The sequence below is a fragment of the Stenotrophomonas sp. PS02300 genome (assembly GCF_029959395.1).
Lineage (GTDB): Bacteria > Pseudomonadota > Gammaproteobacteria > Xanthomonadales > Xanthomonadaceae > Stenotrophomonas > Stenotrophomonas maltophilia_AD.
Genome location: NZ_JASCOP010000114.1, coordinates 1 through 13,220, shown reverse-complemented (window position 1 = coordinate 13,220; position 13,220 = coordinate 1). Strand labels below are relative to the sequence as shown.

The 13,220-nt window shown below is 67.0% G+C and carries 12 protein-coding genes and 1 pseudogene; 7 read left to right on the top strand and 6 right to left on the bottom strand.

Annotated elements, in window-relative coordinates; translation table 11 throughout:
* Positions 1–123 precede the first annotated feature (123 nt).
* The 3 genes from QMX79_RS16675 to QMX79_RS16665 are packed head-to-tail and all read left to right on the top strand — an operon-like array spanning position 124 to position 3,527.
* Positions 124–918: a thiazole synthase gene (locus QMX79_RS16675; RefSeq protein ID WP_282247727.1), complete on the top strand. Its 795-nt coding sequence runs from the start codon at positions 124–126 to the stop codon at positions 916–918.
* Positions 918–1,652 (top strand): tRNA (guanosine(46)-N7)-methyltransferase TrmB, encoded by a 735-nt coding sequence (gene trmB / locus QMX79_RS16670; RefSeq protein ID WP_093533695.1) that lies wholly within the window; start codon positions 918–920, stop codon positions 1,650–1,652. The genes QMX79_RS16675 and trmB overlap by 1 nt, the downstream gene beginning before the upstream one ends.
* 27 nt (positions 1,653–1,679) lie before the next feature.
* Positions 1,680–3,527, top strand: coding sequence for an SLC13 family permease (locus QMX79_RS16665; protein ID WP_282247726.1), 1,848 nt, complete (start codon positions 1,680–1,682; stop codon positions 3,525–3,527).
* 75 nt (positions 3,528–3,602) lie between these two features.
* Here QMX79_RS16665 and QMX79_RS16660 read toward each other — a convergent pair whose 3' ends face one another.
* Positions 3,603–3,950 carry a Rieske (2Fe-2S) protein gene (locus QMX79_RS16660; protein ID WP_282247725.1) on the bottom strand — a complete coding sequence of 116 codons (348 nt, stop codon included), beginning with the start codon at positions 3,948–3,950 and terminating at the stop codon, positions 3,603–3,605.
* Positions 3,951–4,127: 177 nt separating this feature from the next.
* Between QMX79_RS16660 and QMX79_RS16655 the strand changes: the two genes are divergently transcribed.
* From QMX79_RS16655 to QMX79_RS16640, 4 genes are all read left to right on the top strand, one after another.
* A complete protein-coding gene (locus tag QMX79_RS16655; RefSeq protein WP_093533692.1) occupies positions 4,128–4,403 on the top strand; it encodes a hypothetical protein in 276 nt (91 codons plus the stop codon).
* 60 nt (positions 4,404–4,463) lie between these two features.
* Complete coding sequence (locus QMX79_RS16650) at positions 4,464–5,171, top strand: fumarylacetoacetate hydrolase family protein (RefSeq protein ID WP_282247724.1); 708 nt, start codon at positions 4,464–4,466, stop codon at positions 5,169–5,171.
* Positions 5,172–5,229: 58 nt separating this feature from the next.
* Positions 5,230–5,634 carry a large-conductance mechanosensitive channel protein MscL gene (gene mscL, locus QMX79_RS16645; protein WP_282247723.1) on the top strand — a complete coding sequence of 135 codons (405 nt, stop codon included), beginning with the start codon at positions 5,230–5,232 and terminating at the stop codon, positions 5,632–5,634.
* 145 nt (positions 5,635–5,779) lie between these two features.
* A complete protein-coding gene (locus tag QMX79_RS16640; RefSeq protein WP_282247722.1) occupies positions 5,780–7,201 on the top strand; it encodes a M20/M25/M40 family metallo-hydrolase in 1,422 nt (473 codons plus the stop codon).
* Positions 7,202–7,260: 59 nt separating this feature from the next.
* Here the strand turns inward: QMX79_RS16640 and QMX79_RS16635 are convergent.
* From QMX79_RS16635 to QMX79_RS16615, 5 genes and pseudogenes are all read right to left on the bottom strand, one after another.
* Positions 7,261–8,699, bottom strand: a pseudogene (locus QMX79_RS16635) (alanine/glycine:cation symporter family protein).
* Entirely contained in the window at positions 8,699–9,691 is a 993-nt protein-coding gene (locus QMX79_RS16630) for a hypothetical protein (protein WP_282247721.1), read from the bottom strand. Before QMX79_RS16630 ends, QMX79_RS16635 begins: the two are co-directional and overlap by 1 nt.
* Positions 9,692–10,247: 556 nt before the next feature.
* Positions 10,248–11,081, bottom strand: a complete 834-nt coding sequence (locus tag QMX79_RS16625; protein WP_282247720.1) for a TrmH family RNA methyltransferase — start codon at positions 11,079–11,081, stop codon at positions 10,248–10,250.
* The gene (locus QMX79_RS16620; protein ID WP_282247719.1) at positions 11,074–12,591 is read right to left on the bottom strand and encodes an alanine/glycine:cation symporter family protein; all 1,518 of its coding nucleotides are present in this window, start codon (positions 12,589–12,591) and stop codon (positions 11,074–11,076) included. Before QMX79_RS16620 ends, QMX79_RS16625 begins: the two co-directional genes overlap by 8 nt.
* A gap of 97 nt (positions 12,592–12,688) precedes the next feature.
* The gene (locus QMX79_RS16615; protein ID WP_282247728.1) at positions 12,689–13,201 is read right to left on the bottom strand and encodes a GNAT family protein; all 513 of its coding nucleotides are present in this window, start codon (positions 13,199–13,201) and stop codon (positions 12,689–12,691) included.
* Positions 13,202–13,220: the final 19 nt, after the last annotated feature.

Here is a 13,220-nt window from a genome sequence, read left to right as displayed (position 1 = left end):
CCGAGTGCGTGCCCGGGGGGGGGGGGGGCTGCGGGGGCGCCCGCCGGGGCCGGCCACGGGCCGGCGCTACCGGTGCATGCACGATCCGGACAGGAATGGCCTGGTTGGGCGATAATTCCTCGCATGACTGCTCATTCTTCCCCCGATTCGCTGGTGATCGCCGGCAAGACCTACGCTTCCCGGCTGCTGACCGGGACCGGCAAGTTCAAGGACCTGGATGAAACCCGCATCGCCACCGAGGCGGCCGGGGCCCAGATCGTGACCGTGGCGATCCGCCGCACGAACATCGGGCAGAACCCGGGCGAGCCGAACCTGCTGGACGTGCTGCCGCCGGACCGCTACACCATCCTGCCCAACACCGCCGGCTGCTACACCGCCGAAGATGCGGTGCGTACCTGCCGGCTGGCGCGCGAACTGCTGGATGGCCACAACCTGACCAAGCTGGAAGTGCTGGGCGACCAGAAGACGCTGTACCCGGACGTGGTGCAGACCCTCAAGGCCGCCGAAACGCTGGTGAAGGATGGCTTCGAGGTGATGGTCTACACCTCCGACGACCCGATCCTGGCCAAGCGCCTGGAAGAGATCGGCTGCGTGGCGGTGATGCCGCTGGCCGCGCCGATCGGCTCGGGCCTGGGCATCCAGAACAAGTACAACCTGCTGGAAATCATCGAAAGCGCCAAGGTGCCGATCATCGTCGATGCCGGCGTGGGCACCGCCTCGGATGCGGCCATTGCGATGGAGCTGGGCTGCGATGGCGTGCTGATGAACACCGCCATTGCCGGCGCACGCAACCCGGTGCTGATGGCCAGCGCGATGCGCAAGGCCGTTGAAGCCGGGCGCGAGGCGTTCCTGGCCGGGCGCATTCCGCGCAAGCGCTATGCGAGCGCGTCTTCGCCGGTGGACGGGTTGATCGGCTGATGACCAATCCCTTCGACAGCGCGGGCGCCAAGGCGCCGCCCAAGCCCTTCACCGTTACCGAAGGCCGCCGCGAGGTGCGCAGCTTCGTGCTGCGCCAGGGCCGCTTCACCCCGGCCCAGCAGCGTGCGTTCGACGACCGCTGGCCGCGCTTCGGCCTGGACTTCACCGGCGAGCCGCGCGACCTGGATGCCACCTTCGGCCGCGATGCGCGCAAGGTGCTGGAAATCGGCTTCGGCAACGGCGCCGCGCTGCGCTTTGCCGCGCAGCAGGATCCGAGCCGCGATTACATCGGGCTGGAAGTGCACGCCCCCGGCGTGGGCCGCCTGCTCAATGCACTGGCCGACGACAACGCCGACCACGTGCGCCTGTACCACCACGATGCGGTGGAGGTGCTGGAAAAGGAAATCGCCGATGGCGCGCTGGATGAAGTGCGCATCTATTTCCCGGACCCGTGGCACAAGAAACGCCACAACAAGCGCCGCCTGATCCAGCCGGCGTTTGCCGAACTGCTGGTGCGCAAGCTGCGCGTGGGTGGCCGGCTGCACTGCGCCACCGACTGGGAAGACTACGCCGAGCAGATGTGGGAGGTGCTGGACGCCACCGCCGGGCTGACCAACCGCGCCGGTCCGCGCGGCCAGGTCGAGCGGCCGGAATGGCGGCCGCAGACGCACTTCGAAACCCGCGGCCAGAAGCTTGGCCACGGGGTGTGGGACCTGCTGTACGACCGTACCTGATCCCCTTCCAAGGAACCGCGTTACCCCATGGACACCACGCTGACGCTGACCACCGACATGAAGCTCGTCCTGGGGCTGGTCGGCTTCACGATGGCGATGTTCCTGTTCGAGCGCATCCGCGCCGACGTGGTGGCGCTGGTGGTGCTGGTGGTGCTGGGCGTGACCGGCCTGATCGCGCCGGAGGAGATCTTCGGCGGCTTCTCGGGTAACGCGGTGATGAGCATCATCGCCACCACCATCCTGGGTGCGGGCCTGGACCGTACCGGGGCGCTCAACCGGCTGGCAGCCTGGCTGCTGCGGCGCGGGCATGGTGTTGAGACGCGATTGTTGATGATGACCACGGCCATTGCCGGGTTGAATTCGTCCTTCATGCAGAACCCGTCGGTGATGGCGCTGTACCTGCCGGTGGCCTCGCGGCTGGTGGCACGCACCGGGCTGACCCTGCAGCGCCTGCTGCTGCCGATTGCCGCGGCGATCGTGATGGGTGGCGCGCTCACCATGGTGGGTAATTCGCCGCTGATCCTGCTCAACGATCTGTTGGCGTCGGCCAACAACAACCTGCCGTCTGGTCTTGCGACGATCGAGCCGCTGCGCATGTTCGCGCCGCTGCCGATCGGCCTGGCATTGCTGGCCGCATCGCTGCTGTACTTCCGCTACTTCGGCGACCGCAAGCTGGTGGAAGAAGAGACGCTGGCCAACGATGGCGTCACCCCGGCCCGCACCGAAAGCTACTTCGCCAAGACCTACGGGATCGAGGGCGATGTGTTCGAGCTGGTGGTCAGCGCCGAAAGCCCGCTGGTGGGCATGACCCTGGGCGAGGCCGAGAACCTGCACGATGCGCCGCTGATGCTGGCGCTCAAGACCGGCAACGACACCCGGCTGGCACCGCCGGCGGAAATGCGGATCTGGGTGGGCAGCGTGCTGGGCGTGATGGGCAGCCGCCAGCAGGTGGGCGATTTCGCCCAGAACCAGTTCCTGCGCATGTCTTCGCGGTTGAAGCACCTGGGCGACCTGTTCAACCCCAGCCGCGCGGGCATTTCCGAGGCGGTGATTCCGCCCACGTCCGAGGTGATCGGCAAGAGCGCCTCGGACCTGCGCCTGCGCAAACAGCGCGGCATCAGCCTGCTGGCGATCAACCGCGACAAGCAGGTGATCCGCGAGGACGTGCGCAACGTGCCGCTGCGCGCCGGCGACATGCTGGTGTTCCACAGCATCTGGACCGACCTGGCGCAGGCGGCCAAGAGCCGCGACTTCGTGGTGGTCACCGATTACCCGAAGGGCGAACAACGCCCACACAAGTTCAAGATCGCGATGTCGATCTTCGCCATCACCATCCTGATCGCGCTGACCTCGAAGCTGCCGGTGGCGCTGACCCTGATGACCGGCGTGGCCGGGATGCTGCTCACCGGCGTGCTGCGCATGGACGAGGCGTACGCATCGATCAACTGGAAAACGGTGTTCATGATGGCCGGGCTGATTCCGCTCGGCTGGGCGATGGACAGCAGCGGCGCGGCGGCCTGGGTGGCCGGGCACACGATTGACCGCCTGCCCACGGGCATTCCGGTGTGGGTGCTGGAGATCGCGCTGGCGCTGCTGACCACGGTGTTCTCGCTGGTGATCAGCCACGTGGGCGCGACCATCGTGATGGTGCCCATTGCGGTGAACCTGGCATTGGCGGCCGGTGGCAGCCCGACGGCATTCGCGCTGATCGTGGCGCTGTCGGCGTCCAACAACCTGATGACCGCCTCAAACCCGGTGATTTCGATGATCACCGGCCCGGCCAACTACACCCCGCGCGAGTTGTGGCGGGTGGGCGCGCCGTTGTCGTTGATCTACACCATTGTTGTCGTGGCGATGATCAACGTGATGTTTTGAGGCGTGTATCGACCAACGGTCGATACCTACCGTTTGCCGACAACAGGTAGATGCCGACCGTTGGTCGGCATTGGCTCAGGCGAGAAATACCTGGCCGTCGCGCACGTCGAGTGCGACGGCGCGCAAGCGGTCGCCCTTGCAGGGGCCGGCCACGCAGCTGCCGTCAGCCAGCGAGAACGATGCGCCGTGTGCGGCGCAGACCAGGTCGCCGGCCTTGCTCTTGAGGAACTGGCCCGGCGCCCAATCCAGCCGGCGCCCGGCGTGGGGGCAGATGTTCAGCCAGCCACGCACATCGTCGCCTTCGCGGTACAGCACCAGCGACTCGTGGTCGCCGTCGATGCATCCCTCCACCTCGGCAAATCCCCCGTCGACAATACGTTCCAGGGCGATCAGGGCAGTGGCGGAAGCATCGGAAACAGACATGGAAACAGGATCCAGAGCAGGGTGCGTGATTGTCTCACGCCGTCATCTGGCTGGCTCCGCGATGAACACAAGTCATTGATTTCAAATAAACGCGGGCGCCGTTTAACGAGTTTTTCACTCAATGACAGAGCGCTGCCGGGATACTGACATCTCGCTGACTTCAGCCAAAGAACCGCCATGTACAACCGCTTCCAGTTCAACCAGTTCCGCTCCCTGTTTGCGCCGCGCAAGCCGCGCCATCCGTTGGTGCGCGTTGCGGTGGGCCTGTTGGGCTTGGCAATCCTGGCCGCGCTGGTATTCGTGGGTGTGTTCGTGGGCGCGGCGATGATCATCGCCGGCGTGGCGTGGAAGCTGCTGGCTTCGCGCAAGCAGGCCGCGCGTGCGGCCGATCCGCAGGTAGTGGAAGGCGAGTACCGCGTGGTGCGCAAGCAGGCATTGCCGCTGTCGCGTTGACATTTCGCCGGGCAAGGCCCGGCGCTACACTGCGTGCATCCCCTGCTACAGGACGCACGCATGTCTGATGTAATCCCGGCCCCCGAACAACCCCGCATTCCGGTCGCCGGTGGCGGAACGTTTCCGGTGCGCCGCATCTACTGTGTCGGGCGTAACTTCGCCGACCATGCCAAGGAAATGGGCGCTGCCGTGCCCGCCGCCGATGACCGCGGCCGGCCGATGTTCTTCAGCAAGCCGGCCGATGCGATCGTGGTTGGCCATGACGATGTGATCCCCTACCCGCCTTCTACCCAGGACCTGCACCACGAGGTGGAGCTGGTGGTGGCGATCGGCCGTGATGCGCCCGCTGGCGAGCTGCCGGTGGACCAGGCCGAGGCGCTGGTGTTCGGCTACGGCGTGGGCCTGGACCTGACCCGCCGCGACCTGCAGGCCGCGGCCAAGGCCAAGGGCCACCCGTGGGATTCGGCCAAGGGCTTCGATCATTCCGCGCCGGTCAGCGAACTGGTGCCGGCCGGTGAAGTGGGCGATCTTGCCGCGCTCAACCTGTCGCTGGAAATCAATGGCGAAGTGCGCCAACAGTCGCTGCTGGACCAGATGATCTGGAACGTGCCGGAGATCCTGCACGAGCTGTCCAAGCTGTGGGCACTGCGTGCGGGCGACCTGGTGTTCATGGGCACGCCTGCGGGCGTGGCCGCACTCAAGCCGGGCGATCGCTTCAGCGCGCGCCTGGAAAACGTGGCAGAGCGGCACGGCATCATCGCCGGATGACGACACGCGCTGCGTTAGGCTGCGTCGTCCTTTGAAATCCCCGCAACAGGAGAACCCGATGGGAATGCTGACTGAGTTCAAGGAATTTGCCATGCGTGGCAACGTCATCGACCTGGCGGTCGGTGTCGTCATCGGTGCTGCGTTCGGCAAGATCGTCACCGCGCTGGTGGACAAGATCATCATGCCGCCGCTGGGCTGGGCCATTGGCCGGGTGGACTTCTCCGAACTGGCGTGGACGCTGGCGCCGGCACGGCTGGGACCGGACGGACAGGAAATTCCGGCAGTGGTGATCGGCTACGGCGATTTCCTCAACACGCTGGTGCAGTTCCTGATCGTGGCGTTCGCGATCTTCATGGTGGTCAAGGTGATCAACCGCCTGGCCCGCAAGAAGGAAGCCGCGCCGGCGGCACCGGCCGAAGAAGTGCTGCTGCTGCGCGAGATCCGCGACAACCTGAAGAAGTAACGGGTGGTCTACGAAAACCCCGCTTCGGCGGGGTTTTTCGCATTTGGAAAACAGCATCCGCCCAACCATGACCAACCGCCCATGTGCGGCGCAGGCAGGCTGCTAAGCTCGGGGGCTTCCGCCCTGTTCCCCCGGAGTCCGTCCCATGCGTCGCCGCGTCCTTGCCATCGCATCTTCCCTCGCCCTGCTGGCCGCCCCGGCCTTCGCCGCGACGGGCACCACCACCCTGCCGCCGAAATCGCTGGCCACCGCTGCTGAACTGCGCGAGCAGGCCCTGAAGGATGACACGGGCTGGAAGGTGGTCGAATCGCTGACGACCGAGATCGGCCCGCGTATCGCCGGCAGCGAGGCCGATGCCCGCGCCGTGGCCTGGGCCGAAGCCAAGTTCAAGGCCCTGGGTTTCGACAAGGTGTGGAAAGAGCCGGTGACCTTCCCGAAGTGGGAACGCCGCAGTGAACACGCCCAGGTGGTGGGCAAGCATGCGCAGCCGCTGAGCATCACCGCGCTGGGCGGCAGCCCGGGCGGTACGGTCGAGGCTGAAGTGGTCCGCTTCGCCGACCTGGCTGCGCTGCAGGCCGCGCCGGAAGGCTCGCTCAAGGGCAAGATCGCCTTCGTGGATTACCAGATGACCGCGTACCGCGATGGTCGCGATTACGGCAAGGGCGGCGCGGTGCGCAGCAAGGGCCCGTCCGAGGCGATCCGCAAGGGTGCGGTCGGCTTTGTGATGCGGTCGGCCGGTACCGATTCGCACCGCGTGCCGCATACCGGCATCACCCGCTTCGACGACGGCCTGACCCCGGTGCCGTCGGCGGCGCTGTCGGTGCCCGATGCCAACCAGCTGGCGCGCCTGGTCGCACTGGGGCCGACGAAGGTGAAGCTCAGCCTGGATTGCGGCTGGGATGGCACGGCCACGTCGTACAACGTGATCGGTGAGATCACCGGGCGCAGCCTGCCCAAGGAAGTGGTGGTGATTGGTGGCCACCTGGATTCGTGGGACCTGGGCACCGGTGCGATCGACGATGGTGCCGGCGTGGCGCTGACCATGGCCGCCGGCCACCTGATCGGCCAGCTCAAGCAGGCACCCAAGCGGACCATCCGCGTAGTGGCCTTCGCCAACGAGGAACAGGGTCTGTACGGTGGCAAGGCGTACGCCGAAGCGCATGCCAAGGACATCGTGCTGCACCAGCTGGCCGCCGAGAGCGACTTCGGTGCCGGCCGCATCTATGCGTTCAACACCGGGTCGCCGAACCCGGAAGGCTCGCGCGAGGCGACCGCCCAGATTGCCGAGGTGCTCAAGCCGCTGGGCATCGAGTACGCCCCGGACAAGGGTGGCCCGGGCCCGGACATCGGCCCGCTGGCAGCCAAGGGCGGCGCGTGGGCATGGCTGGCGCAGGACGGAACCGACTACTTCAACCTGCACCACACCGCCGACGACACGCTGGACAAGATCGAGCCGGCGGCGCTGGCGCAGAACGTGGCGGCGTACACGGTGTTCGCCTACCTGGCCGCCGAAGCCGATGGCACTTTCGGCAGCGAAGCCAAGGCCACCACCCCGCCGAACGAATGACGGCGGGAAACGCCGTCATCCGGTAGCAGCGGACCGTGGGTCCGCTGCTCCAAGCCCCCTTACCGCAACCACACCGAGTTTTCTGGCACGGTGATGTAGTTGGGGCGGTACACCGGGTCCTTGCCGGCACCGCGCGAGGCTTCGTAATCGCGTAGTGCGGCCAGGGCCGGTTTCTGCAGCAACAGCAGCGCGATGATGTTGAGCCAGGTCATCAGGCCCACGCCGATATCGCCCAGCGACCACGCCACCGTGGCGCTGTTCAACGCCGAGTACAGCATGGCGCCGAGGAAGCCCAGCCGGAACAGCGCCATCACCCACGGCGAATTCCGGTTGCGCAGCAGGTACACCACGTTGGTTTCGGCCGTGTAGTACAGCGCCAGGATGGTGGTGAAGGCGAACGGCAGGATCGCGAGGGCAATGAACGAACGCCCGAAGCCCGGCAGTGCCGATTCCACCGCCTGCTGCACGAAACGCGGCCCCGCTTCCAGCCCGGGTACGTTGGCCACGATCCACTGCGCCGGTGCGGCCGGGTCATGCACGTTGTAGGTGCCGGCCGACAGGATCAGGAACGCAGTGGCGCTGCACACCACCATGGTGTCGATGTACACCGAACAGGCCTGCACCAACCCCTGCTTCACCGGGTGCGAGACTTCCGCCGCTGCGGCCGGATGCGCACCGCTGCCCATGCCGGCTTCGTTGGACATCACGCCACGGCGCACGCCCCACTGGATGGCCGTGCCGATCATGGCGCCGAACGCGGCGTCCTGGCCGAACGCACTGCGCAGGATGATGCTGAACATCTCCGGCACCGCATCCAGGTTCAGGGCCATCACCACTGCCGCCACGACCAGGTAGCCCAACGCCATGAACGGCACGATGACCTGCGCGACCTGCGCGATGCGGCGCACGCCACCGAAGATCACCATGGCCACCACGGTGCCGATGCCTGCCGCGGTGATCCAGCCCGGCGCGCTCCATGCCTCATCGAGCGCACTGACCATCGCGTTGGATTGCGTGCCGGGCAGCAGCAGCCCGCAGCCGATCACCGTACTGATCGCGAACAGCACCGCATACCAGCGCTTGCCCAGGCCCTTCTCGATGTAATACGCCGGCCCACCCCGGTACATGCCATTGCTGTCGCGCTGCTTGTAGATCTGCGCCAGGTGGATTCGACGAAGGCGCTGGAGGCACCGAGGAAGGCGACGATCCACATCCAGAAGATCGCCCCCGGCCCGCCGTAGGCAATGGCCATCGCCACGCCGGCGATGTTGCCCACGCCGACGCGGCTGGACAGCGACAGGCTCAGTGCCTGGAACGAGGACACGCCCGCGGCCGAACTGCGCCCCTGGAACATCAGCTTGAGCATCTCCGGCAGGCCGCGCAGCTGGATGAAGCGGGTGCGCACGCTGAAGTACAGGCCCACCAGCAGGCACAGCCCGACCAGCGCCGGACTCCAGACGATGCCCAGCAGGCGGGCGACGATGTCATCGAGGCCCATCAGAAGAACATGCCCAGGGCGACCTGCGGGTTGATGTAGCTGCCGGTGTTGCGGCCCGCGACGGTGAACTCCACGCCGGCAATCAGCCCGACGCTGGGACTGAAGTGGTACTGCACCGCCGGTGCGAGGGTGACGTTGCGGCTGCCGGGGCGACGCTCATCGATGCGCAGCATGGTGCCATCGGCAGCGGGTGCGTAACCGCTCAGGTGGCGGTCGCTCTGGCGGCTCACCGCGAACTCGAACACGCCCACCCACTTCGAGTTGAAGCTGTACTCGCCGGCCGCGGACAGGCCGATCAACGACCCCGGTGCGATGTTGCCGCGGAAGCCATCGGGGGTGCCGTACACGCTGTGGTCGTTGATCGCCACGCGCGCCGGTGCCGGGCTGGCGCTGAGCTGGCCGCGCCAGCGCAGCGGGCGGCCGTTGGGCAGCCACACCACCTGCTGCATGCCCAGCCCGAAGGTGGTGCGCTGCACGCCGTCGCCCTGGGCGTTGAGCGGGTTGCCGTCGATGCGGTCATAGCTGCCGGTGGCGTAGCGCTGGCTCAGCGAGACCGAAATGGCCGGGCGGGTGCCGTCTTCGTTCGGCGCCTGCAGCAGGTACTGCACCATGGCGGTGGTGTCGCCGGCGCGGAAGCCGCGGCTGCGGTCGCTGCCGGTTTCGGCGCGCGAGGCGCTGAGGTTGACCTGCGCGGTCACGCGCTGGCCCAGGCCGTAGGCGATCGGCACCACGGTCAGCCACGCGGCGCTGCGCCCGTCGCTGTCATGCCGGCGGCCTTCGCCGTCGAAGTAGCGGTCGCTGTCGATGCGGACCAGGTACGGCTCGATGAAGAGGTTGCCCTTGGGCATGCCGGCCGGGTTGGGGGTGATCAGCGGGCCCATGAAATTGACGCCGTCGAGCGAGTGCTCGGCAGCCTGTGCTGCAGCGGGCAGCAGGCCGGCGATCAGGGCGAAGGAAATCGGGCGCAGGGAACGCAGCGCATCGAATGTCATGGAATGCCTCCTTGGTGACAGAGTGATGCGGCAGGCCAATCCGCCGCACCGGCAATCTGCACAGGAAGTCATCTCGGAAAAATCGGTAAATCACGCGAATCTCGCGTTCTGTGCGCGGGCGCACGCATGAAAATGCCTATCACGCCAACGCCATTTTCCAGCGGGTTTTCCGCATGAAACGCGCTTCCAGATTTCCATCACGCGTGGCCCGGAACGTCACTGCGCGCACACGTCGCAGTCGCCCATGCGCAGGCCCGAAATGTCGCACTCCGCCTCTGCGCGTCGCGAAAACGCATAAAAAAAGCCCGGCCAAGCGGCCGGGCTACCGGGATTCGTCACACCCCACGCGGTGAGCGCCACGGAACAGACCGTGATCCGGACAACGGCGCCGCACTGGGTGGGTGTCTCTCCTCACCTACACAGTACGGCGCCGCGTTGCACTGTGACGCAGCACGAACGCGGCGCACCATGCGAAAAATCCGAATCCACCGTAGGCACGACTTCTTTGGAGAAGTCGATCACATCACGCAGGGCAGCGCGCAAGCGTTACCCGAAGTTACCGCTGTGCATACCAGTGCGACAGCAACACCGCAGTGGCGGATGCCACGTTGAGGCTTTCCACCGCGCCGCTGCCGGGAATGGAGACCTGCATATCGCAGGTCTGTGCCAACGCACGGTCCATGCCCTCGCCTTCGGCACCCATCACATACACCAGCCGCGCCGGCAGCGTGGCCTTGAACAGATCCGTGCCGCCCTCCACAAGCGTGGCCGCCAGGCCGAAGCCGCTGGCACGCAGTGCATCCATCGCCTGCGGCAGCGCCGGCAGGCGCACCAGCGGCACCGCTTCGGCGCCGCCTTCTGCCACGCGCGCGGCCGCACCGGACAACGCCAGCGTGGAATCGGGCGGCAACAGCAGTCCGGCCACGCCGAAGTGCGCGGCCGAACGCAGGATGGCGCCGAAGTTGTGCGGGTTGCCCACGCCATCGAGCCACAGCGCCAGCGCCGGTTTGTCGGCCGGCAGGCCGGCCAGCCACTCGCCCAGTTCCAGCATCGGCGCGCGCAGCACGTCGGCCACCACGCCTTCGTGGTGGGTGGTGGCGGTGAGCTTGTTGAGGTCGCCTTCTTCCACCACGCGATAACCGACGCGGTTGGCCACGCACCACTTCAGCAGTGGCTGCAGGCGCGGAATCAGCGCCTCGGCCAGATACAGCTTGCGCAGTGCCTGCGGGCGGCGCTCGAACAGGGCCTGCACGGCATTCCAGCCGTACAGGCGCAGCTCGTCATTGCCCCGCCCCGGCGGTGGCGGGGTGCCGCCGTCACGCGGCGGCAGCGGGGTGGCCCGCGGCGGTCGCGAGGACGGGCGGCGGGCGTTTTTCCAGGGGTCATTCACTACGGGACTGCTCCAGCTTGCGGTGTCGCCAGAAATCGGCGTTCTTGATGCCCAGGGCATCGGGGTCGAAGGTCGGATCCAGGCCGAGCTTCTTCTGGCGCTCGTAATCGCGCAGGGCGATCAGGGCCGGTTTCTGCACGATCAGGATCGCAACGATGTTCAACCACGCCATCAGGCCCACGCCGATGTCGCCCAGCGCCCACGCCATCTTGGCGTTGTGGAAGGCACCGAACACCACCATGCCGATGATGCCCAGGCGCAGCGCCAGCACGGTGAGCGGGCGCTTGCGGTTGTGGTTGAGGTAGCTGAGGTTGGTTTCGGCCATGTAGTAATAGGCCATGATGGTGGTGAAGGCGAAGAAGAAGATCGCGATGGCCACGAAGCCAGAGCCCCAGCCCGGCAACACGGTTTCCACCGCGGCCTGGGCGTAGCCCGCACCTTCGGCCACGCCGGCCAGGCCGGCGAACACCGGCTCGGCGCCGGGCGTGGGCGAGTACACGTTGTAGGTGCCGGCCGCCAGGATCAGGAAGGCGGTGGCGGTGCACACCATCATGGTGTCGAAGTAGATGGCGAAGGCCTGCACGTAACCCTGCTTGGCCGGGTGCGAGACTTCCGACGCGGCGGCCGCGTGCGGGCCGGTACCCTGGCCGGCTTCGTTGGCGTAGATGCCGCGCTTGACGCCCCACTCCACCGCCAGGCCCATCATCGCGCCGAACGCGGCGTGGGCGCCGAAGGCGCTGCTGAACACGGTGCGGAACATGTCCGGCACGCGCTCGTAGTTGAGGATCATGATGACGATGGCCATCAGGATGAAGCCGGCGGCCATGAACGGCACCACCACTTCGGCGAAGTTGGCGATGCGCTTGACGCCGCCGAAGATCACCACGCCCAGCAGCAGCGCGACCACAATGCCGATGCCGAGCTTGAACGCCTGCACCGATTCCATGCCCATGAACTGGCCATCCAGCGGTCCGCACAGCGCGCCGCCGCGGCAGGAATTGATGATGCTGTCGGCAATCGCGTTGGCCTGCACGCCGGGCATCAGGAAGCCGGCGGCGATGATGGTGGCCATGGCGAAGGCCATGGCGTACCACTTCAGGCCCATGGCCTTTTCGATGTAGTACGCCGGGCCGCCACGGTAGCGGCCTTCGGCATCCTTGGTCTTGTAGATCTGCGCCAGGGTGCACTCGACATACGAGGTGGAGGCACCGAGGAAGCCCATCACCCACATCCAGAAGATCGCACCGGGGCCGCCGAAGGCGATGGCGGTGGCCACGCCGGCGATGTTGCCGATGCCCATGCGGCCGGCCATGGACATGGCCAGGGCCTGGAACGAGGACACACCGGCTTCGGACTTTTCGCCCTGCACGGTGAGCCGGCACATTTCGAAGAAGCCGCGCAGCTGCATGAAGCGGGTGCGCACGCTGAAGAACAGGCCGGCAGCCAGGCACAGGAAGATCAGTGCCTTGCTCCAGATGATGCCATTGATGAAATCAACTACTGCTTCCACGCGCTCTCTCCAGTCGGCGGAAAATGAAGGACGTCCCGTCGGCTGGAGGGGACCGGGTCGATTCTCCACGATCGGGCGCCAGCCCGATAGGGCCGATTTACGGGGTGCGGACCTTGGCAAACCGCCGCAGGTCGTGCAGCTGGCCGCGCTTGAACACGGCGCAGCGGGCCGTTCCTTCTTCCTGGAACCCGTTGCCGAGCAGCACGCGGGCCGAGCCTTCGTTGAAATCCAGCACTTCGGCCTGCAGCCTGAACAGGCGCAGCTCGTCCATCACCCAGGGGGCGAAGAGGCCCACCACGCGGGTCATCCAGCCCTGCCCCCAGTACGCCCGGCCCAGCCAGTAGCCCAGCTCGGCGGTGTGCCCGCGCTCGGCCACGCCCGGTTGGGCGCCGATGCTGCCGCAGGCGGCGCCGTCGATCTCGATGGCCAGGTTGAGCGTTTCCGGGGCCAGGATCCGGCCGCCGAGGAAGGCCTCGCCGTCGTCCCGGGTGTACGGGAACGGGAAGCGGTCGCGCAGCCCGCGCGAGACCGCCTCATCGTTGGCATGCCGCAGCAGCGCCTCCAGATCGTCGCGGCGCCCGGGGGGGCGCCCCCAACCGGGGGCGTCCACCCCCCGCGGGCCCGGACGC